Source organism: Paractinoplanes hotanensis (assembly GCF_023717965.1).
Taxonomy (GTDB): Bacteria; Actinomycetota; Actinomycetes; order Mycobacteriales; family Micromonosporaceae; genus Actinoplanes; species Actinoplanes polyasparticus.
Genome location: NZ_JAMQOL010000037.1, coordinates 193,524 through 214,145 on the forward strand (window position 1 = coordinate 193,524; position 20,622 = coordinate 214,145).

General features: G+C 68.8%; 20 protein-coding genes and 2 pseudogenes. 12 read left to right on the plus strand and 10 right to left on the minus strand.

Annotated elements, in window-relative coordinates; translation table 11 throughout:
* Positions 1-163: 163 nt before the first annotated feature.
* From LXN57_RS48620 to LXN57_RS26160, 4 genes and pseudogenes are all read left to right on the plus strand, one after another.
* Positions 164-298: pseudogene (locus tag LXN57_RS48620) on the plus strand (helix-turn-helix domain-containing protein); the annotation flags it as partial.
* 33 nt (positions 299-331) lie between these two features.
* The gene (locus tag LXN57_RS48625) at positions 332-802 is read left to right on the plus strand and encodes a hypothetical protein (RefSeq protein ID WP_438872916.1); all 471 of its coding nucleotides are present in this window, start codon (positions 332-334) and stop codon (positions 800-802) included.
* A 104-nt stretch (positions 803-906) separates the two neighbouring features.
* On the plus strand, positions 907-1,821 hold the full coding sequence (locus tag LXN57_RS26155) for an ABC transporter ATP-binding protein (protein ID WP_251800857.1): 915 nt from the start codon (positions 907-909) through the stop codon (positions 1,819-1,821).
* Positions 1,821-3,479 (plus strand): ABC transporter permease, encoded by a 1,659-nt coding sequence (locus LXN57_RS26160; RefSeq protein ID WP_251800858.1) that lies wholly within the window; start codon positions 1,821-1,823, stop codon positions 3,477-3,479. The genes LXN57_RS26155 and LXN57_RS26160 overlap by 1 nt, the downstream gene beginning before the upstream one ends.
* Before the next feature lie 135 nt (positions 3,480-3,614).
* Here the strand turns inward: LXN57_RS26160 and LXN57_RS26165 are convergent, their stop codons facing one another.
* Positions 3,615-4,283 carry a potassium channel family protein gene (locus tag LXN57_RS26165; RefSeq protein WP_251800859.1) on the minus strand — a complete coding sequence of 223 codons (669 nt, stop codon included), beginning with the start codon at positions 4,281-4,283 and terminating at the stop codon, positions 3,615-3,617.
* Positions 4,276-5,859 carry a TrkH family potassium uptake protein gene (locus LXN57_RS26170; protein WP_308206658.1) on the minus strand — a complete coding sequence of 528 codons (1,584 nt, stop codon included), beginning with the start codon at positions 5,857-5,859 and terminating at the stop codon, positions 4,276-4,278. The genes LXN57_RS26165 and LXN57_RS26170 overlap by 8 nt, the downstream gene beginning before the upstream one ends.
* 397 nt (positions 5,860-6,256) lie before the next feature.
* On the opposite strand from LXN57_RS26170, the gene LXN57_RS26175 reads away from it, so the two are divergent.
* Positions 6,257-7,183, plus strand: a complete 927-nt coding sequence (locus LXN57_RS26175; protein WP_251800860.1) for an SEC-C metal-binding domain-containing protein — start codon at positions 6,257-6,259, stop codon at positions 7,181-7,183.
* Between the two features lie 9 nt (positions 7,184-7,192).
* On the opposite strand, the gene LXN57_RS26180 is transcribed toward LXN57_RS26175, so the two are convergent.
* Positions 7,193-7,780: a DUF2399 domain-containing protein gene (locus tag LXN57_RS26180; RefSeq protein WP_251800861.1), complete on the minus strand. Its 588-nt coding sequence runs from the start codon at positions 7,778-7,780 to the stop codon at positions 7,193-7,195.
* A 662-nt stretch (positions 7,781-8,442) separates the two neighbouring features.
* Complete coding sequence (locus LXN57_RS26185) at positions 8,443-8,754, minus strand: hypothetical protein (protein WP_251800862.1); 312 nt, start codon at positions 8,752-8,754, stop codon at positions 8,443-8,445.
* A 93-nt stretch (positions 8,755-8,847) separates the two neighbouring features.
* Here LXN57_RS26185 and LXN57_RS26190 point away from each other — a divergent pair, with 93 nt between their 5' ends.
* Positions 8,848-9,726 carry a helix-turn-helix domain-containing protein gene (locus LXN57_RS26190; protein WP_251800863.1) on the plus strand — a complete coding sequence of 293 codons (879 nt, stop codon included), beginning with the start codon at positions 8,848-8,850 and terminating at the stop codon, positions 9,724-9,726.
* A 61-nt stretch (positions 9,727-9,787) separates the two neighbouring features.
* On the opposite strand, the gene LXN57_RS48630 is transcribed toward LXN57_RS26190, so the two are convergent.
* Positions 9,788-10,087 (minus strand): DUF397 domain-containing protein, encoded by a 300-nt coding sequence (locus LXN57_RS48630; protein ID WP_438872914.1) that lies wholly within the window; start codon positions 10,085-10,087, stop codon positions 9,788-9,790.
* Between LXN57_RS48630 and LXN57_RS26200 the strand changes: the two genes are divergently transcribed.
* The 5 genes from LXN57_RS26200 to LXN57_RS26220 are packed head-to-tail and all read left to right on the plus strand — an operon-like array spanning position 10,074 to position 16,673.
* Positions 10,074-11,021 carry an AfsR/SARP family transcriptional regulator gene (locus LXN57_RS26200; protein WP_251800864.1) on the plus strand — a complete coding sequence of 316 codons (948 nt, stop codon included), beginning with the start codon at positions 10,074-10,076 and terminating at the stop codon, positions 11,019-11,021. The genes LXN57_RS48630 and LXN57_RS26200 overlap by 14 nt on opposite strands.
* Entirely contained in the window at positions 11,018-13,207 is a 2,190-nt protein-coding gene (locus tag LXN57_RS26205) for a hypothetical protein (protein ID WP_251800865.1), read from the plus strand. The genes LXN57_RS26200 and LXN57_RS26205 overlap by 4 nt, the downstream gene beginning before the upstream one ends.
* Positions 13,204-14,088, plus strand: coding sequence for a hypothetical protein (locus LXN57_RS26210; RefSeq protein WP_251800866.1), 885 nt, complete (start codon positions 13,204-13,206; stop codon positions 14,086-14,088). The genes LXN57_RS26205 and LXN57_RS26210 overlap by 4 nt, the downstream gene beginning before the upstream one ends.
* The gene (locus LXN57_RS26215; protein ID WP_251800867.1) at positions 14,085-15,311 is read left to right on the plus strand and encodes an OmpA family protein; all 1,227 of its coding nucleotides are present in this window, start codon (positions 14,085-14,087) and stop codon (positions 15,309-15,311) included. Before LXN57_RS26210 ends, LXN57_RS26215 begins: the two co-directional genes overlap by 4 nt.
* 12 nt (positions 15,312-15,323) lie before the next feature.
* Positions 15,324-16,673 carry a hypothetical protein gene (locus LXN57_RS26220; protein WP_251800868.1) on the plus strand — a complete coding sequence of 450 codons (1,350 nt, stop codon included), beginning with the start codon at positions 15,324-15,326 and terminating at the stop codon, positions 16,671-16,673.
* A 188-nt stretch (positions 16,674-16,861) separates the two neighbouring features.
* Here LXN57_RS26220 and LXN57_RS47990 read toward each other — a convergent pair whose 3' ends face one another.
* Both LXN57_RS47990 and LXN57_RS26230 read right to left on the minus strand, forming a co-directional pair.
* A complete protein-coding gene (locus LXN57_RS47990; RefSeq protein ID WP_369077292.1) occupies positions 16,862-17,488 on the minus strand; it encodes a hypothetical protein in 627 nt (208 codons plus the stop codon).
* Between the two features lie 66 nt (positions 17,489-17,554).
* Complete coding sequence (locus LXN57_RS26230) at positions 17,555-17,719, minus strand: hypothetical protein (RefSeq protein WP_251800869.1); 165 nt, start codon at positions 17,717-17,719, stop codon at positions 17,555-17,557.
* Positions 17,720-17,982: 263 nt separating this feature from the next.
* Between LXN57_RS26230 and LXN57_RS26235 the strand changes: the two genes are divergently transcribed.
* Positions 17,983-18,510 (plus strand): hypothetical protein, encoded by a 528-nt coding sequence (locus tag LXN57_RS26235; protein WP_251800870.1) that lies wholly within the window; start codon positions 17,983-17,985, stop codon positions 18,508-18,510.
* A gap of 60 nt (positions 18,511-18,570) precedes the next feature.
* Here LXN57_RS26235 and LXN57_RS26240 read toward each other — a convergent pair whose 3' ends face one another.
* From LXN57_RS26240 to LXN57_RS26250, 3 genes and pseudogenes are all read right to left on the minus strand, one after another.
* Positions 18,571-19,197, minus strand: a complete 627-nt coding sequence (locus LXN57_RS26240; RefSeq protein WP_251800871.1) for a hypothetical protein — start codon at positions 19,195-19,197, stop codon at positions 18,571-18,573.
* A gap of 562 nt (positions 19,198-19,759) precedes the next feature.
* A pseudogene (locus LXN57_RS48205) lies at positions 19,760-20,146 on the minus strand (nitroreductase/quinone reductase family protein); the annotation flags it as partial.
* A partial coding sequence (locus tag LXN57_RS26250) for a universal stress protein (protein ID WP_251800872.1) occupies positions 20,103-20,622 on the minus strand: 520 nt, incomplete at its 5' end. The gene LXN57_RS26250 and the pseudogene LXN57_RS48205, both read right to left, overlap by 44 nt.

Here is a 20,622-nt window from a genome sequence, read left to right on the forward strand (position 1 = left end):
CCGATCCGTCGGGCAGCCGATGCACGTAGCTTGATACCTGCCTTTGGCGAATAAAACGGGCGCGTGGCGCAGCCTCTTGCGGACGCATTGAACACGTGTTTAATCTGTGTTCGTGACGTCAGAGGGCGTGGAGCGGGAAGCTCGGGGTGGCGAGTCGGCCACCGTGAGCCGCATCCGTGACGCCGCCATCGCCCGCTTCGCCCGGGACGGCTTCGGGGTCGGCCTGCGTGCCATCGCTGTCGACGCGGGTGTGACTGCAGGTCTGGTGGTGCACCACTTCGGCTCCAAGGACGGACTGCGTCGGGCCTGCGACGACCAGGTGCTGGCCACCGTGCGCGCGGAAAAGACGAAGGCGCTGACCGACGGCAGCGGCACAATGCTGCTGGCCCAGATGGCCATGGTCGAGCAGTACGCGCCGATGGTGCAGTACCTGCTACGCAGCATGCAGGCGGGCGGGGACCTGGCCGCGAAGCTGATCGAGCAGATGACCGCCGACGCCGAGGAGTACCTGGCCGCGGGTGAGGCCGCCGGCGTCGTCCGGCCCGGCCGCGACCGGGCGGCCCGCGCCCGATACCTGTCCTACCAGAACACCGGCAGCATGCTGCTGTGGTTCACCCTGCACGGCGCGAACGCCGAACCCGAGGAGTTCCCGCAGCTCTTCCGCCGCTACATGGACGACCTGGCGCTGCCCGCCCTGGAGCTGTTCACCGAAGGGCTCCTGGTCGACCGGTCGATGCTCGACGAGTACCTGATGTACGTCCCGGATCCGCCGGCCGGCGACGCAGACAACGCTGCGCGCTAGCCATCACGCCCCGGCGTGACCCTTTCCTCGCGTGAGTTCCACCGCGATCGACGACATCAGACCCCGGCCTTGGCTGGGCCTTACCTCGAACGAGGTCTACGACGATGACTGCTGCAATCGACATCCACCACCTCGAGAAGTCCTTCGGCCATGTCAACGCGCTCGACGGGCTCGACCTGAGCGTCGAACCGGGCACAGTGCACGGCTTCCTCGGCCCCAACGGCGCCGGTAAGTCCACCACCATCCGCATCCTGCTCGGACTGCTGCGCGCCGACGCCGGCCAGGCCCGGCTGCTGGGCGGCGACCCGTGGGCGGACGCGGTCGCCCTGCACCGCCGGCTCGCCTACGTACCCGGCGACGTGGTGCTGTGGCCCAACCTCACCGGCGGTGAGGCGATCGACCTGTTCGCCCGGCTGCGCGGCGGCGCCGACCCGGTGCGCCGCGACGAGCTGTGCCAGCGTTTCGACCTCGACCCGAGCAAGAAGGGCCGCACGTATTCCAAGGGCAACCGGCAGAAGGTGGCTCTGATCGCCGCCCTGGCCGTCGACGTGGAACTGCTCCTGCTCGACGAGCCCACCGCCGGGCTGGACCCGCTGATGGAGGCGGTGTTCCAGGAATGCATCCGGGAGGCCAAGGAGTCCGGGCGCACTGTGCTGCTGTCCAGCCACGTCCTCGCGCAGGTCGAAGTCCTGGCCGACCGGATCTCCATCATCCGGCAAGGACGGATCGTCGAGACCGGCTCACTGACCGACCTGCGCCACCTCACCCGCACCACGGTCGACGCGGTCACCGACCGGCCCGCGGACGCCCTCGCCACCCTCCCCGGGGTGCACGGCCTGGAGTCCACGGACGGCCATGTCCAGTTCGAGGTCGACGGCGACCACCTGGCCGCCGCCGTTCGCCGGTTGGGTGAGCTCGACGTGCACGCGTTGACGGTCCGGCCGCCAACACTGGAGCAGCTGCTGCTGCGCCACTACGGTGACCAGCTGGTCCACAGTGGCGCGACGGAGGTGGCGTGATGACCACGACGGTGCTGAGCCGGCCGACCACGACGCCGCGCCCTCGGGGGGCGACTCTGGCCGGGACCGGCACCCTGCTGCGGTTCATGCTGCGCCGGGACCGGATCCGCCTGCCCGCCTGGACGCTGGGCCTGACGCTCCTGATGACCTACTTCGCCACTGCGCTGGACAGCATGGTAAGCAGCCCATCCGATCTCGAGGGGCTGACCGCCTTCACCGGAAGCCCCGCCGGGGCCTTGTTCGGCGGTCCTGGTTTCGGATTTGACGACCTCACTGTCGAACGGTTCCTGGCCGGACAGTACGGCCTGTACGTGGCGATCGGTGCAGGTCTGATGGGGCTTCTGACCGTGGTGCGGCACACCCGCGCCGAGGAGCGTTCCGGCCGCGCCGAACTGGTACGCGCGAACGTGGTCGGGCGACACGCCCAGCTCACCGCCGCGCTGATCTTCGGCGCCGTGATGTCGGTAGTCGTTGCGGTGCTGATCGGCGCGGTGATGGCCGGCCGGGGTTACGACACCGCGGGGTCGCTGCTGTTCGGCGCGTCGGTCGGTGCGGTCGGAGTGGTCTTCGCCGGCATCGCGGCGGTGACTGTCCAGCTCTCGGAGTATCCGCGTGCCGCTTCCGGCACCGCCGGCGCTCTGCTCGGTGCGGCGTTCGTGCTGCGTGGCCTGGGCGACATGGCAGCCGTGCAGGGCAGCGGCCCGTCCTGGCTGTCCTGGCTGTCACCGATCGGCTGGTCGCAGCAGACCGCGCCGTACGTCCTCGACCGGTGGTGGCCGCTGGGCCTCTCGCTGGCATTCGCGGCGGCGGCCACCGCGGCGGCGTACACGTTGTCCGGGCGCCGGGACCTCGGCGCCGGGCTGGTGCCACCCCGGCCGGGACCGCCGCGGGCCGCCGGCTGGCTGGCCGGGCCGTTCACGCTGGCCCTACGGCTGCACAGGGCGAATCTGATCGGCTGGAGCGCGGCCTTGCTCGTCGCCGGGCTGGCCTACGGCTCGTTCACCCAGCCCTTGATCGACGGATTCGCCGACGCCCCCGAACAGATGGTGGCGGTCATGGGGGGCCGGGACAACATGCTGGCCGGATACCTCGGCGTCATGGCGTTGACCATGGCTTTGGCGGTCGCGGTCTACGCGGTGCTCGCTGCCCACCTGTTGCGCACCGAGGAGAACGAAGGTCGTACCGAACCTGTGCTGGCTACCGGGGTGAGCCGCCCGGCGTGGCTGGGCGGCCACGTCGCCGTGGTAGCCGCCGGTGTGCCCTGGCTGCTGTTGGTCGCCGGACTCGGCATGGGCATCGGAACGGCTGCGAGCACCGGCGACGCCGGCCTGGCCGGGGACGTACTGCTTGGCCATCTGGCCTTCACCCCGGCGGTCTGGCTCGTCCTGAGCGCCGCTGCCCTGTTGTACGCGGCAGTTCCCCGATGGTTGCCGGTGATCTGGGTGGCGCCCGCCTGGGGACTGGTCGCGGGATACTTCGCCCCAGTCCTCGACCTGCCCGGCAGCCTGGTGCGGCTGTCACCGTTCGAACACATCGGAAGATACCCGTTGGAACGGATCAGCGCGGTCGCGATCCTGGTGCTCGCCCTCCTGACCGGCCTTCTCACCTGGACCGCGGTGACGATGTTCCGGCGCCGCGACGTGACCGGCGGCCCCTGACCCCAGGCGGCCCACAGCCGCGGTCCCGCACACGACGAACACATCACGGCCACCCAAGAACGGAGCGGGCGGGGCGTCCGGCCCGCCCGCTCCGGCCCAGTGGCCGGCCACGCCGGCGCCGTTGCCGGGGCACCCTCAACTCAGGCTGGCGAAGGCCTCGACCTGGCGGGTCTTGCCGGCGACGATGAGGATGTCGCCAGCGTAGACGGTGGTGTCGGCCGTGGCGTAGGTGAAGTCCTCACCGGGTCGTTTGATCGACACGACGGTGATGCCGTACTTCGTGCGGAGAGCAGCGTCAGCGAGGGTCCGGTCGAAGGTCTCGTCCGGAGCGCGGGTCTTGACGATGGCGTAGTCGTCCTCAAACTCGATGAAGTTCAGGATGTGGCCAGTCACCAGGTGAGCCACCCGTTCACCCATCTCGTGTTCGGGCAGCACGACATGGTGCGCCCCGACGCGTTCGAGGATGCGGGCGTGTTGCCGGTTGACGGCCTTGGCCCAGATGTTCGGCACGCCGAAGTCGGCCAGCAGCGAGGTGGTGAGAACGCTGGCTTCCAGGTCGGTACCGATGCCGACCACGGCGTGGGCCATCTCGTGCACCCCGAGCTGGCGCAGGGCCAGCTCGTCGGTGGTGTTGGCGACGGCGGCGTGGGAGAGCTGGTCGGCGTAGGACTGCATCACCGAGGCGTCAGCGTCGATACCGACGACTTCCCATCCCTGGCGCGCCAGCTCAAGGGCCAGTGAGCTGCCGAACCGGCCGAGGCCGAGCACCACGATGCGGTTGCTGTCAGCAGGTTTTCTAGCCAACGATGGGTCGCTCCTCGGGTCGTTCGTAGCGGCGGGTCCGTTCCCGCAGCGCCAGCGCGGTGACCGAGGTGATCGGGCCGAGCCGGCCGATGAACATCAGCACGCTCAGAATGACATGGCCCGCGGTCCCGACGTCGGCGGTGATACCGGTCGACAGCCCGACGGTACCGAATGCCGAGGTGACCTCGAACAACACCTGGTCCAGTTTCAGCGGGGTCAGGGCCAGCAGGGCGAGGGTGGAGGAGGCGACGGCAGCCACCCCGAGCAGGGCGATCGTCAACGCCTGCCGCTGCACCCCGGCGGGCAGCCGCCGGCCGAGGGCGTGCACGCTCGGCTCACCGCGGATCTCGGCCAGCATGACGAAGCCGAGCAGCGCGAAGGTGGTGACCTTGATACCACCGGCGGTGCCGGCGCTGCCACCGCCGATGAACATCAGCACGTTGTGGATCAGCAAGGTGACGTCGTTCATCTGTCCCACGTCCAAGCTGTTGAACCCGGCGGTACGCGGCATCACCGCCGCGACGAACCCCGCCAGCAGCTTCCCGCCCAGGCTCAGCGGACCCATCGTGTCGGGGTTGGTCCACTCGGCGGCGCTGATCGCCACCCAACCGGCCGCCAACAGCATTACCGTCATCCCGACGGTAATCTTGGTGTGGAGCGACCACTTCCTCGGCGTGCGCAACTCACGGCGCAGCTCGAACAGCACCGGGAACCCGAGCCCGCCGATGATCACCGCCGCGGAGATGGGCAGGCAGATCAACGGGTCGGTGGTGAACCGCATCAGGCTGTCCGGGAACAGGCCGAAACCGGCGTTGTTGAAAGCCGACACCGCATGGAACACCCCAAGATAGGTCGCCCGCCCCCAGCCGTAGCCGTATCCGTCGGCGAACCGCCACGTCAACAGCACCGCCACGACCAACTCGACCAGCACACTGATCCGCAGGACGCCGAGGACCACCCGGCGCACGTCGCCGACGCCCATCGTCTTCGTCTCGGCCTGCGCGCTCAACTGCAACCGCATCCTCAGCCGGCGAGCCACCAACAGGCCCAGCAACGACGCCAAGGTCATGATCCCGAACCCGCCGATCTGGATCAGCCCCAGAATCACCGCCTCGCCGAACCCCGACCAGTACGTGCCCGTGTCCTCGATCACCAAGCCGGTCACGCACACCGCTGAGGTCGCCGTGAACAACGCGGTGATCGGCTCGGCCGCCCGACCACTCTCCGTGGCGAACGGCAGCATCAGCAGCAGCGATCCGACCAGCACCGCCGCTGCGAACCCCAGCACCACCAGCCGGGCCGGATGTCCGACGGTGTGCTTCAGTCGCCCGACCGCCGTTCCTGGCAGGCGCCACCGTGACACGAACCCCATCGCCCGCTGGACGCGGCGGCGGAAACCTCGCCCACCAGCACGAACCAGCCCGCTGAACGCTGACAGCCGTCGAGACGGTGTCCCCGGCGACGCCGGGTCGTTCATCGGCGCCCAGAGCAGCAAAGCGATTCCCAGGCCGACAGCGGCGAAGACAACAACGATCAACAGCAATCCGGCCAGCAGCTGTCCCCCGGTTGAGTCCACCACCACATGATCCACCCAGGCCACAGCATGGATGCACCGGTATCCGCATTCACAGCCGCTTCCCGCAGCGCCACGGCCATAACGACGATCATCAATCATTTGGGCTCGTCAGAGACGGCCAAGCGGGACGCGGCATGTGCAGTAGCCGCGCCCCACCGGGTGCCGTTACACCTTCTCGCCAATGCCCATCTGCACCTGCACCTGCACCTCTTGTGCCCGCTCGGCCGCCGCGCTGGCGCCCTAACGCCGCGGCAGGTCTTCGGAGGCCCATCCCAGCAGCAGCATCAGATCGCCGGTGTTGCCGCCCCACTGGAACCCCGGTCGGCCGACTGCGGTCTTACCCGGTCGGGCGACCGCCGGTGTTGATTGGCACTCTTCGGCCAGTACCATCCGCGACATGGCCCGTGCCGACACGAAGCTGGCAGAAGAGCTCGAAACCGACGCCGACACTTACCCGGAGGAACGCTCGGAAATCCTGCTGGAGGCCGCCGACACTTGGCAGCGGGCCGGGCGCTCGGACCGTGCCCGCGCCATCCTCGACGACCTCATCCAGAGCGGCGGCGAATACGGGTGCGACGCCCGCATTCAACTGGCCGACCTGCACCTGCGGGCAGGCGACACCGAGATGGCGTACGCCGAACTGAATGCCGCAGCGAAAGATCCCGCCTTGGGCGAACGGCAGTGCGAACTCGCCGCGGAACTTCTCGCCGCTCATGGCGACCTCGACCAGGCCGTCCGCTGGTACGACCGCGCCGCCGCCCGCCTCACCGAGGAGCAACTCGACGCACTGCGCCGCCGTGACCAGTTGCTCACCATCGGCACCACCATCATGCTGCGCAACCGGCAACATTTGCGTCAGCAGCTCGGACACTCTGCCGACCTGCTCGACACCCTCGTTCTCGAGCTGCAGGATCCGGAGGAGCCGACGACTGCGGAGGACGTTCTCGACCTGATGAACTCCGGCTACATCCCCCGGCAGACCCGCATGCTCACCTTCCAACGCGACCAACGTCGACTCGCGCAGCAGCAGTGGCCCGGCGTCTACGAACAACCGGAAGACGAGTACTACGACGCCGCCGAACACCGGTGGCGCGAGGTACGCGACGGCGGGGTGCCATCGATCACCGTCGTCGCCGCCCAGGTCGACGATCTCATCGAGTTCGCCCGGCAGCATGGCGGTTCACCGACGGACGCGAACACCAAACGGCGCTACTGCGAGACCGCACCCGACCACCTGACGATCAGCTGGCCGCCGGAACGCAACGCCGCCTGCTGGTGCGGCTCCGGACGCAAATACAAGAAGTGCTGCGGCCGGCCCCGGTAGGGAGGTGGATCACTGGCCCTGGAGGTCTCCCAGGAGATCGGAGAGTACGAACTCTTCGTGAACGGTCAGACCGTGCGCGGCCATGGCTGCAGCCAGGCCCGGGTCCCATGGTGTCGGCACGGACCGGCCGGTCAGCGCGATGGCGTGGTCGGCGTCGAGCGCGGCAACAGCTGTGATGTAGTCCTGGGCGGACATCCGCCAGGCAGCGGCACCTTGCTTCATGACACGCCCCGCGATCGACACGCCGGGCCAGTCGAAGTCACCGTGATAGCGGACAGGATTGCCCAACTCGATCAGGCGATGCAGCAACCGCGTGCCGACGCTCGCCGGATTACCGGAGAGACAGAGGAGCGGCGTTGTCGTTGCCGCTCGCACCGCTGCCTGCATCACCTGCGGGTTCTCGCAGACCGACACGACCTCGCCCGGCGGGCGCCACGGGGCAGAGCCCGCCACGGCGAGTTCGTGAAGAGTTAGGTGAGTTACCACGCCAAGATCGGCGCGGTCACGCATCATCCTGGGAGGGTCGAAGGACAAGATGGCGCCGAAGGGGCTGGTCGCCGGATCATCGTCACCAAGGCGGGCGCGTTTCTCGAGCAAGGCGAGATCCGCCAGGACATCCCGATCGATCAGGTGCGCTACGTCCGAGTCAGGGCGCCCAGGACAAGGACGGACGTTCGACGATCGACCTCATCACCCGCGAGGAGAACATCCGGTGGGCGTTCCCGGCCGACATAGATCGGGCTCACGTGGATGCGCTCGTCGCCATGCTGGCCGAGTCGATGATGCTTCCGGACGCCGAACGCTCTGAGCTCCTTCAGCGACGTCCGACCGCCATCGAGGCCGAATAGCCACGGGTCGGATGGCGGCAACACACGGCCTTCAGCCGCAGGCTCGCCACGCCACCGAACCTACGATGACGGCGACGCGATCCCGCCGGAGAACGCCGACAGCTGTTGTCCGAACTGGTCGCCGAGCGCAGGTTTCGTGCCCGTACCGCCGCCCGATCGGGCTAGGGGGATCGTTCGCGATCGCCCGTCGAGCGGTCGGCGGCACGAGGCCTGTCGGTGCGCCGGCCGCCGCCGTGCGATTCGTAACTCCGCCGAACAGTCAGCCTTTCGGCGCGAAATGATGTCGCTAGTGGACGGACATCTGGTACCCGGATGCGGAGTCTGCACCCACCATGTCGCTATGCCGAATTGTCGTCACGATGAGGGGCCGTCGTCACGCGGATGATCGGCGGCCCCCGCCCTCTCGGTCGATCAATCAAAGAGTGTGAATGCGCCGGCCACAATCGCCCCCATTGCGGTGATGACGGCGGCCCAGATGGAAATGCGAGTGGAACTCAGGCGCAGCCGACGAGGTTCGCCCGTTGTGGGAACCGCGGTTGCCGGACGCATTCGATCATCGAAGGCGTCCGGCGCTCCCGCCCGGACATGACCGACCTGAATAGTCATCTTCTCGCTGATCAAGATCGGATTCGCTTCACCCGATCCGGCCGGACCCGAGCGGCGCCACATGATCACTAAATTGGGCTCGAGAGCGGATTGACAGCCTGCATCAAAGTGGTTCACAGTGAATCACTCCTCAGTGGTGAGTCGATCTTTGGATCGCATGGCATCAGCGCGCCGAGAAATTTGATCTTCATTCCTTTCTTCGGAGGTTTCATGAGCGGGCCGTTCCTCGCCTGGACGCTCGGCGAGAGCCGGCAGCGGCTCGCCGACGAGCTGAGGCAGGCCCGCTCGATCTCCGGCCTGTCCGGCCGGCAGCTTGCCCAGCGCATCGACATCAGCCAGTCGAAGGTGTCCCGGGTGGAGTCGGGCGTCACGGTGCCGTCGCTGCCCGAGGTGCGGGCGTGGGCCGAGGCCGTCGAGGCCTCGGACGACCTGCGCGAATACCTCCTGGCCCTGACCCAGGCGACGCACACCAACGTGCTCCGCTGGCGGGCCGACCTGGCCGGCCGGCCGCACATCCAGGACCAGATCGAGCAGACCGAGCGCGAGGCCCGGCGAATCCTGATCTTCCAGCCCTCGGTGGTGCCCGGCTTGATGCAGACCGCCGAGTACGCCCGACTCGTCTTCCGGATGTTCGAGGAACGGCCCTACGAGCCCGACGAGCTGTACGCCGCCATCAAGGCCCGGCTCGATCGGCAGCTGCTTCTGTTCGACGAGACGCGCAGCTTCGAGTTCATGATCACCGAAGGGGCGCTGCGGTGGCGCCCGGGCTCGATGTCGCTCCTGGCCGCGCAGCTCGACCGGATCGGCTCGCTGAGCACGCTCAGCAACGTCGAGGTGGGTCTGCTGCCGCTGGCCGACCAGGCCGTCGTGCCGCATTCGCACGCCTTCACCATCTACGAGCCCGGCAGCCCCGAGCGCGAGGAGTTCGTCAACGTCGAGATGGTGCACGGCAACCTCCAGGTTCTGGTCGGGGCCGATGTCGCGGCCTATCGCCGCCGCTGGGAGTCGCTCGGACGAAACGCGGTTCGCGACGACGAGGCGCGGGGCTTTCTTCACCGGTTGGCCGACGAGATGCGGCAATCCGCATGACGTCGCCGCGACCGGGCGGGTGCCGGGGCGGGCTGGCGGGCCCGCCCCGGCTCCCCGGCGCTCAGCCGAGGTCGAATTCACCGCGTTTGACACCGGCGGTGAAATCGCGCCATTCGGCCTCGGTAAACCCGAGAACCGGGCCGTCCGGGTTCTTCGAGTCGCGGACCAGGATCACGAACGCCACTTCGACGCACGTGCTGCCGCCCTCGCAGCCGCTGCGGAATTCCGGCTCCAGAGTCTTTCCGTCAGTCATTTCTTTCTCCTCATCGGTGGGGTGCTGCTTTCGATGAGGAAGACGATCCGCCACGATTCCGAATCTCAACCGGCCTGATCCGGAGGTTTTCCGAATGTCGATCGACATCACCGTTCTTGGTGAAATCAAGGTGCGGGCCGGCGAGGTGAAGGTGCAGCTCGGTGACCGTCGGCAGCGCCTCTGCCTGGCCATTCTCGCGCACGATCTGCACGTCGTGGAATACAGCCGGCTGATGCGGTGCCTATGGCACGAGAACGAGTTGCCGGTCGACCCGCAAGACCAGATCCAGGGGTACGTCCGCGGTTTGCGCACGGCGTTGCGTGCCACGACTCCGGGCGGTGACAAGCTGATCCGCACCGTCCGCGGAGTCGGCTACGAGCTGACGGTTGCGCCGGAGCAGGTCGACCGGCACCGCTTCGCCCGGCTCAAGGCGCAGGCCGAGGCGTGTGAGGACAAAGATCCCGGAACCGCCGCCCGGCTGGCCGAGCGTGCGCTGACGCAGTGGCGCCATGCGACCGGACTGCGCGGCGGCAACCCGCTGGCCGACAGCCGGCTGGAGGCGATCACCAGCTCGCTGCAGCAGGAGCACCGGTCGGTGACCCTGCTCCGGATCCGTGCCGCGCTGCGGTGCGGCCGGCACCGGCAGCTGCTACCCGATCTCGCGCGGCTCAGCACCGACGAGTACGGCGCCGAAGACGCGGACCTCACCGGCTTGCACATGCTTGCCCTGGTGCGGGCCGGGCGGTCGCACGACGCCCTGGCGGTATACGAGCGGCACCAGACCGCCATCGACGAGCTGCTCTACGGCAGCAAACCAACAAGGGAGTTGCAGGTCTTGAAGGAGAAGATCATGCGTGGCGATGAGAGCCTGACCCCGGACGACAAGGACTACGCGGACTACGGCCGGGACGAGCCGGTCGAGCCGCCGACTACCCGACCGGCACCCGGCGGAGTGAGCTTCTCCAATCACCAGACCGGTGAGCATGCAAAGAGTTTCCAGGCCTACGAAATGAACGTCCACGGGGAATTCGAGGACGAATGAGCACGCCGGAGACCGACCCGGAGGCCCCGCGCAGCGAGCCCTCGAAGTCCGACCCCGTGGTCGACACGGAGGCCAAGGACGACACAACGGCCGAGCCGGGCGATCCGCCGGCCGACCGGGAGACGGCGGGCCCGGAACCGCCCGGAGAGGCCAACACGTTCGAGGACGCCGACCCCGAACCCCGACCGGCCGACGAGGACGCCGCACGTAGCGATCGGCGGCGTGGCTTCGCCTCGATCATGGCCTTGTCGACCGGCAGCCACGCCCGGTCGTTCCAGGCCGACCAGATGAACTTCTACGGCGGCGAACCGTCCGCCGTTCCCCTGCACGGTCCTGTTCCCGGCACCGTCCTGCGTCGGCTCGAGAGCTCCTATGTCGAGACCACGTCGGCGCCCCGCCTGGGCGAGATGCTTCGTGTGGCTTCGGTGTTGTGCCTGGTCGGACCGGCCGGTCAGGGCCGCACCACCACCGCGATCGCGGTCGCGATCAGATACCTGCGCGAGCGCGGCATCAAGGCGGACGGCAACGTCCACATCCTGGCCGCGGAGAGCGGGCTCGCCGCTGTCACCGAGAACACCGTGCCCAGGCGCAAGACCCTGATCCTCACCCTCCCCACTGATGCCCCGGCGCCGGACGTGGCGTGGTTCGGGGCGATGGGCAAAACGTTCCGCGACCGCGACAGCGTCCTGATCGTGGTCAGCGTGCAGACGCCGACGGGCTCGGCGGTGCTGCGCGACGAACTGAGCGTCGCCTATGCAGCACCCGACCCGGAAGCGGTGTTCCGCAGCCACATCGGGCGCCTGCCGGCCTGGCAGGTCGACCGGATCGCAGGGCTCGACGAGGTGCGCCGCAGCGTGCGGCGCTGCCGCAGCCCGCGCGAGGCCACCTTGCTGGCCGTCGAGGTGCTCGACGGGGTCGAACGCGGCCTGCCCGACAGCGAGTTGCTCTCCGGCGAGCCGTTCGACCACGTGGCCACCGCCCAGAAGGAGTTGCAGGAGAGCGAGCTCTGGAACCGCATCCTGCTGGTGGCGGCCACGGTCATGGCCGACCTGGCCGCCGGCACGGTGGCCCGGGAGGCGCTTCGGCTGGCCGAGATGCACAAGCCGAGCGGTGTCCAGAGCGAAGGGCCAAAGGTCGAGTGGTTCACCGGCGCGCAGCGGTGGGCTGAGTCGATCAAGTTCGACGAGGCGCCGAGCGAGGGCTCCGGCCGGATCGTACGGCTGTCGCATCCCCGGCTCGCGGTCCCGCTGCTGCGGGTGGTCTGGGAGGAGCACGTCGGCGAGCGGGACGTCCTGCTTCCCTGGCTCTACAACCTTGGTCTGCACCCTCACAAGCGGGTGCGGGTGAAAGCGGCGCAGGCCGTCGCGCAGCTGGCCTGCTACGACTTCGACGTCGTCATGCGTGAGGTCCTGCAGGTGTGGGCGCTCGACGGCCGGTTCCGCTCGCGCGAGAGCTGCGCCATGGAGCTCGAGGCGCTCGCCGTGGCGGCCGACGGCCGCTTCGCCAAGCGGGTCCGGGGTCAGGTGCAGGGCTGGGCCCGTAGCAACAACGTCGCGCTGCTGGCGGCGGCCGTCGCCGCGTACGGCACGTTCTTGGGGGCCAAGGATCCGGACGAGGCGCTCTCCCGCATGCGGGAGATCGCCGGGGCCCGGGTGTCCCGGATCGACGGTCACCGGCGGGCGGCCGAGCAGGCCGAGCAAGGGCTGGCCAACATCGTGCAGCGGGCGGTGATCGACGTCTTCACCGCGGGTGCCCAGGAGAAGGTGATCCAGGCGCTGGCCGGCTGGGCCGGAGTGCCGAGCTGGCGCTGGCGCAGGGCCGCGGCCCGCGGGCTGCTGGAGCTGGCCCGCAAGGACGGTTCCGGACCGTGGCCTCTGCTCGTCGAACTCTCGGCCGTGCAGGAACGCACCTATGACGCCGTGCTCAAGCTGTGGCGCAACGCGCTCGACGCCAAGCACCGCGACGAGGCCTCGTGGCACGGACTGCGCCGCTGGCTCGATCAGGCCACGGAGCTACGCGGCAACGACAGCGCCAGATCCCTGGTCGCGCTGGTCGACCGGTTGGAGCAGGACCTGCGCTCGCAGAGCACCGACATCGCCAAACATCTCGACTTCCACCAGCGGATCTGGACCTTCCGCGACGAACGCCGCAGGCGTTCCGGCCCGACCGAGGAGACGCACCGATGACCGCTTACCACTCCGCCGACCCTTCGCAGCCCCGCCGGGGGCGGGTGCGGCGCTGGCTCGGGAAGGTCCTTCGAGGCCTGATCGGCGAGGAGAGAACCGTTGAGCACCGCCTGATCCTGCCGGTGACCCGCACGACGAGCCGGATGGAAACGATCGTCTTCACCACGCCGGCCAAGGGTGACGCGTACGATTTCACCGTCACCGTCGAGGTCTGCCTGTGCGCCACCGGCCAGCAGACCGGTGAGGACCTTGACTCCGTGCTCACCCACCGGCTGCCCGACCTAGTCGCCGAGGTCAAGGCGGCTGCTCGCCCGGAGGCGCGGAGACATCCGATCTTTCGCCCCGGCGCGGCCGAGCCCCAGGTCGCGGCCGAGATCGAGGCAGCCGTCCGGCAAGCGCTGGTCGGCGTGCCGGACGAGCAGGGCACGTCGCTGCAGGCCGGCACCCGGGTCCGGGTCGACATGCCGGAAGCCGTTCGTGACCTGCAACGCCAGATGATCGACGAGCAGGTCAAGCTCGACGCCCGCTATGAGCACAGCGAGCAGGCCGCGCTGCGCCTGGGTGAGCTGCGCGACGTGTGGAGCAAGTTCATCGAGGACGGCCTGGACAAGTGGAACACCCCGTACGCGGTGCACATGGCGCAGCAGCCCGCGCAGACCTCGGCCACTCTCTTCACGCTCCGCAAGGACCGCAAGGAGGAGGCCGAGAAACTCGTCGACGTGGTCGCTCAGGTGACGGTGGGCACCGAGCGGATGGACCTGCTCGACTTCGCCTACGCGACTGACAGCGCCCTGCGCAAGACCCACGAGCTTCTCGGCATCGTGCCTCCGCCGGCCGGCGGCGACTCCCTCTTCGACACCCCTCAGGAGCAGGTCGGATGAACGGGCGTACCCGAGCCGGACTGGTGGTCCTGCTGACCTCGGCCCTCGCCACCGGCGGTTGTGATCTCGGCTTCTTCCTCGGCGAGGACGATCCACAAGCCGTCGACCGCTGCACCGAGCTGCTCAAGAAGCCGGTGCAAGCCTCCAAGCCGGGCAGCGTGACGGTGCTCCTTGCCGACGGGTCGGCGTCGGCCTTCACCCGTCCCGAGCCGACCCGGCGGGGCGACTGGGGAGCCGAGCTGGGTGAGCACCTGCCGGCCAACGGCGGCGATCTGGTCGCCATCGGCCTGTTCGGCGGGGCCGTCGACTGGCGCACCGAGGTGATCACGCCGGCCAAGAGCCGCGACCCGCAACGTACGAAGATCGACTTCGACGACACCCGGAAGTGCTTGACCGACGACATGTCCGAGGCGATGAAGGCTACCCCGTCGAAGCCGCAGTCCGACGTTCTACGAGCTCTCGCCGAAGGCGCCGACTACGTACGCAAGTGGCCCGGGCCCAAGTCGATCTATCTGGCCACCGACGGCCTGAGCAACACCGGCTGCGCCGACCTGCGGGCCGCCTCGATCGGCGATCCGTCGGACCTCGACAAGGTGGTCAAGGCCTGCGCCCCCGAGCTTCCGAAGCTGGACAAGTCGTTCACCGTGAAGTTCCTCGGCGTCGGAAACTCCTCGGCCGGTTGGACGGACATCAAGACCCCGCAACGCACCTGGATAGCGTCGCTCTGGCAACGGCTCTGCGAGGCCACCCAGGCGACCTGCCCGGCGCCCGACTCGGCCAAGCCCGAGATCATGGAGGTCGACGGCGCGGAGACCAGCGCGGACAACGACGTACCCATGCCCACCATCACGGTGGTGAAGGACAACCCGGTGACCGTCACCGTGCCGGCGTCTCTGTTGTTCGACGTCGACAAGTGGGTCCTAGCCGACCGAGCCCAGGACGCGCTGCAGGACGTCTACGCCAATCTCGGCCAGTTGCGCGCGAAGCGGATCGAGGTGCGGGGCCACACCGACTCGACCGGCACGCCGGAACACAACCGGAAGCTGTCGCGTCAGCGGGCCGAGACGATCGCCGACAAGCTGCGCGCCCGCGACTTCGGCAACGTCACGACCAAGGGCTACGCCTCCGACAGCCCCCGCTGTCAGCCCGAATACCGCAACGGCCAGCCGGACCGGGTAGCGATGGCCTGCAACCGGCGCGTCGAAATCCTCGTCTACACCTGATTCGGAGATCCGATGAGTGAAATGTCGCGGGGCGAGTCGCGTGATCTGTTCTCGCACTGCCCCTCTGGATGCGTCTGCGGCGTGCGGGAACTCGTCGCGCGGCAGGCCGAGCAGGGCGAGCGGTCGGCTGACGAGGTCGATGCGACGGAGATGCGGTCGCTGCTGGTGGCCGTCCGCGACGGCTACGAGACCGTCCGGTCCGATCCTCGGCTCGTCGTCCGCCGGCACGCGGCCACCTCGAGGTACGACAAGGCCGAGCGCCACCTCAACCGGATGCGGACGACCCTGGCCGAGGGACAGGTCGAAGCCGCCGCGGCGAAGGTCGCCGAGGCGGAACGGTCGGCCGACGAAAGCACCGAGCCTCGCCGACCCCGCTGGCTGCGGCTGGTGCGCTGGCCGACGGTGATCGGCATCGGCTTCTTCGACGTCTGGTACTTCAGCCAGGTCTTCCGGTTCCTCACCTCACAGACCGGTGACGCCACGTCCGGGGGCATGGCAAAGGTCTACGCGATGTTGGAGACCCTCGTCGCGGTCGTCCCCGGCCTGGTCCTGGCCATCGTGATCGCGGCCTCGGCCGACCTGCTGCTGCGTCCCCTGCGGGCGTGGAAGGCCGCCGCGTTCCGCAAGCCCGAGCCGATCGGCGAGGGCGAGAAGGTCAGCCGGGGGCGTCGGCTGCTGCGAGGGCTGGGCGCCATCGGCCGTTGGTTCCTCCGGTTGGTCTGGTGGCTTCTGCCGGTGCTGTTCGTGCTCTTCGTGCTCAGCGTGATCGCCATTTGGTCGGCCCTGCGGGCGAAATACAGCACGGCACCCCCGAACGGCTATCCGCAGCCGTCGGTGATCCTGCTAATCCTGCTGCTCGCGCTGGGCACGATAGTGGTCAAGATGCTGGCCGACGACGACGTCGCCGACAAGATCTCCGCCGCCCGTCGCCGGTTGAACTGGCAACGGCGCCGGTACCGCCTGTTCGCCTATCAGGCCGACCGACTGATCGGGGCCTACGACTCGGCCTGGCGCGACCTGCGGACCCTGCGCGATGACCTGGTCGGGCTGCTGCGCATCAAGATGCTGTCGGCCTGGGAGGGCTTCATCCTCCGAGTTCGCAGCCTGCACCGCATGGCCGGCAACGTCACGGCCGCGCCCTGGCCGACCGGCGACGACAGACCGCACCCGCACCAGGAGTTCGAGGGTGTGCCGCAGCCAGCGCTGGAGCTGGGTCCGTTGCTGGAGATCTGCCGCCTCATCGATGAACGCCACCCCGACCGGTTACGCACCCTGAAGCGAGACATCGACGACGAGTACGCGCGGCAGGTCGGAGGTCGGCTGCTGACCGTGGTCGAGCCGCCGGCAATCGAAGCGGCTTAGTACTGCCACCGCGCTTACCCTGAGTGGATAGCCGCGGTGTCTGTAATGGCTGAGGCGGTCTCGGTGTCGGACTCTCGTCGTTGGCGTGCGGCGGCATGCCGGCGTTGAGCCTGGCCGAGCCCTCCAGCCGCTACCAGTCGTTCTCCGAACGGGAGGAGATTGCACTGCTTAAACCGCAGATGCAGATATTATCCGGTGCAGTTGTCGTGGTCACCGGTGAGCAGTACCGGGGTCAGTCCGAGTTCGCGGAGGGCGGTGATTGCGGCCCGGCTGGTGGGTTTGACTGCGTCCGCGACGGTGAGGACTCCTCGGGCGTGGCCGTCCCAGCCGGCGACCACCGCCGTACATCCGGCTTTCTGCGCGGTGGCCACGGGCTGGTTGGTGATCGCCGTGGCGAGACTCCGGTGTTCGGCGCCGCGGCCTTCGGCCCAGTTCTGCAGCCGTTCGGTGTACACCCATTGCAGCCAGGTGCTGCCGGTGAGGTCGTCGCGGGAACTGTTTAGGAAGGCGCGAGTGATCTGGTCGGCGGCTTTGCGCCAGCCCGGCTGGCCGGGTCGCAGCTCGCCGTTGTCGATGGCGTGTTTCAGCGCCAGCGACGCCGACGCGTAGGCACTGGCCTCGTCGCTGCCCATGACCGATCCCCACTCGGGCACGCCGCGCAGGTCGGGTGTTTGCAGTCCGGTGGCCGCCAGCGCGGACCGGTAGGCCTTGAATCCGGCCGTGCCGCCGTCGTGTTCGCAGACGGCCAGGATGTCGGCAGTGGCGGCCGAGCCGCACATGTCGGCGTACCGGGTGCGGCCCAACCGGTGGAACAACTCGCCGAGAGCAGCAGCGACCCGCTGTTTCTCGTCGAGGTCGCACCTCCATTTCGTCGGCAGCTGTTACCACAGGAAGTCGGCCAGAGCATGCCCGGTCACAGCGGCGAGCCCTTCGCCCCAGGTCAACGAGTCGAAACCGGCCCGAGCCGCGGCGGCCTTGTCCGCGTCGATGCGGGCCAGGTCGGCCAGCGCCGCCTCCACGACGAGAGCGTCGGCGGGCTCAGCCATGAACGCCGTCGGGGTGTTCTCACCGATGGTGCGCGAGACCCGATATCAGTCCGACCGGCCCTTCGTGGTCGATTCCTCGGCGTTCGAGTCCACCTTCGGCATCGCACCTACCCCCGTCGACGAGGCTCTTGAGGCCACCCTTGAGTTCTATCGCCCGAGGAGGCGTGTCGCATGACCGTTGAGATGGCAGGCGCCCCGCGCCGCTCAGGCCGGAAGCGCCCTTCGATGTACCCGTCTGACGCCGGATGCCGCCAGGCGGCGGCATGCTGACGGAGGCGGTTCGTGATGTCCCCGCGACAGCCGCCATCTTCGGGTTCTTCGCCTCGGGGTGGTTCGGCTGGGCTCAGGAGCACCCGCCGGCGACCTGGCGGCCCTGGCTGCTCACGGGGTCCGTCACGGCCCTGCTGACCATGGTCGCCGGAGCCGTGCTGACCTGGTTGAACCGGGATGCCACGACGGCGTTCGACGAGGACACCAGCAGGTCGTTCGGCATCGTCGTCGGGCTCGAGGTGCTCCTGGCTGGGGCCGGCGCGGTCGTCCTGCACGTTCGGGGCCGTCGGGACCTGGTTCCGGTGTGGATCGCGCTCGTGGTCGGCCTCCACCTGTTCCCCGTCGCGGCGCTGCTCGAATTTCCGCTCATCTACCTGGTCGGCGCTCTCGTCACGATCGCCGCGCTGGTGGCCGTGCCGGTGGCGAGGTCCCGAGCACGTCCCGTGAGCGCGGTGAACGGGCTCGGCGTGGGTGGCGTCCTGCTCACCGCAGCGCTGGTCTGCCTGGTGGCCGCGCTGTGAGGCGAGGGAGACCTGCCCTGACGCCGCAACCGATGGTTCAGCGGTCACCAGTCGTGACGGTCACCCGGGACAGGTCGGGAGTATTGCGGCAGCGTTGCGCCGGGCGGCTACCGCCAGGCCGGCGTGCCATCCGGGTGCGCGGCCGTGGGCGGGCGGGCCGACGGCCTCCATCCGGTGACCACTGCCGGCGAGGAGCCAGGCGGTCAGGGAGTTGGACTTCCACATCTCGCCGGTACGGCTTTCGTCGCGGCCCCAGACGAGCGCGGGAACGAGCGGGGCCAGGCGCAACACCTCCCGTGCCCGGGTGGCGTCGGCGCTGACGACGTGCGGGCCGGTGACGGCCTCGGCCAGGTCGGGGATGGTGCCGTCGCGCCACCTCCTCACCTCGTACCGGAACAGCGGTGAACGTCCGAGAAGCCGGGAACCGACCGGGCCTTCGCGGACGACTCCGTGATCCGTGGCGGGGCCGCCCGGCACCGGGGTCATCTCGATGACGAAGCGTTGCGCGCCCAGCCGTACCTGGAGCGCGGAGTGGTAGAGGTCGCGTACGGGTCGATGCTGGTGACGTGCTTGCAGGGCTTCGAAGATGCGCCCGTTGAGGCGGATGCAGTGGCCGCCGGCGCCGAGCGGTAGCCAGTACAGCGTCACGTCGGCGGGTGGGGTGTGAGTGGGTTTCGGCGGCGACATCGTCAGCGCTCGGCGACGAGCCGGCGCGCCCGCAGCACCCGCGCCCACCACGGACGAGCCGGCGCGGCGCGGGGACGACGATACCCAGGTCCATGAATTTGACCAGCCAGAAGGCGGTGGGGCTGGACAGGTATTGCACGCCGGCCGGATGCCCACGCAACGCCAGGACCCCGACGGCGACCGTGATCGGGGCGACGACGCCAAGCGCGGCCGCATCACCGCCGATGATCTGATGCAGGCTGGTCGGGGAGGTGCGGTAACGCAGCACACCCGACACCAGTGGTCCCAGCACCGCCACGGCCGCCACCGCCGCACCGACAACTATCAGGCCGGCGCCGAGCAGCCGGCTTCCCGTGCGTACCGCCGCGGGCTGTTCCGTCTCTTGCAACGGATCGTGGGTGACGTGGAAGACCGGGAATTGGGCGGCCACCCGGTGGAAGTCGGGCAGCGGCGCTCGCGGGTCGACGGCCATATGCGGCCGGGCGCCGGGTGCCAGAGCGAGATAGCGGCGCAGAATCGGGGCGCGTGCATCGGTCTCGACATCTGTGAGCAGGACGTCCTCGCGTCTCCCGTGATGGATGACGGCGTGACCGCCTGCGGCTCGCACGTTGGCCACCCAGTTCGCGTGAACCCCCAGCATCGACACGAGGTAGCGCTCGCCCCCATGGTCGGCGACGACGAGGGGGAAGGTCACGGGCTTGCCGCTGCGGCGTCCGGGAACCTCCAACGTCACCCAGTTGCGTGGCGCCAGTCTCCCACTACGGAACTGGAGGGCAGATATCCGATTCAGGATGCGGGCCAGCCGATTGGGGCGGCCGTGCTGGTACAGCCACCGGGCGAACTGAACGCGGATCCCAGTCACGGGATATCTCGATTCTGTGCGACAGCCGGCTGTCGGGCCTCGCCTATTTCGGGATGACGACGGTGGGGCAGGTGGCGTGCTGGACACAGTGCTGGCTGACCGACCCGAGCAGCATTCCGGAGAAGGCGCCGTGACCGTGGCTGCCGAGGACCATCAGTTCCGCACCCTTGCCGGCATCCAGCAGGACCTGCGCCGCGGGGCCTTCCAGGACCCGGGTGGTGAGTGGAACAGGGTGGTCATCCTTGCCCCGCACCTGTGCCACTGTTTCAGCCAGACTCTTCTCGGCGTACCGGATGATGCCGGCGTCATCGATGCCGGTTGGTGTCCATCCGTAGGCGTAGGCGTACATGGGCGGCACCTGCCACGCCGTGACAGCTTCGACGGAGCCGCCGGTCAGCCGTGCATACGCCAGTGCCCAGCGCAGCGCTTCAGCCGAGCCGGCGGAACTGTCGACGCCCACGACGACGCGATGATCGTGTCCCGGTGCCTGGTCGACCATGGTGAACTCCTGACCTGTGGAGCCCGCGTGAAGGGCGGGCGCAATGAATGGGCAGCCCGCATGG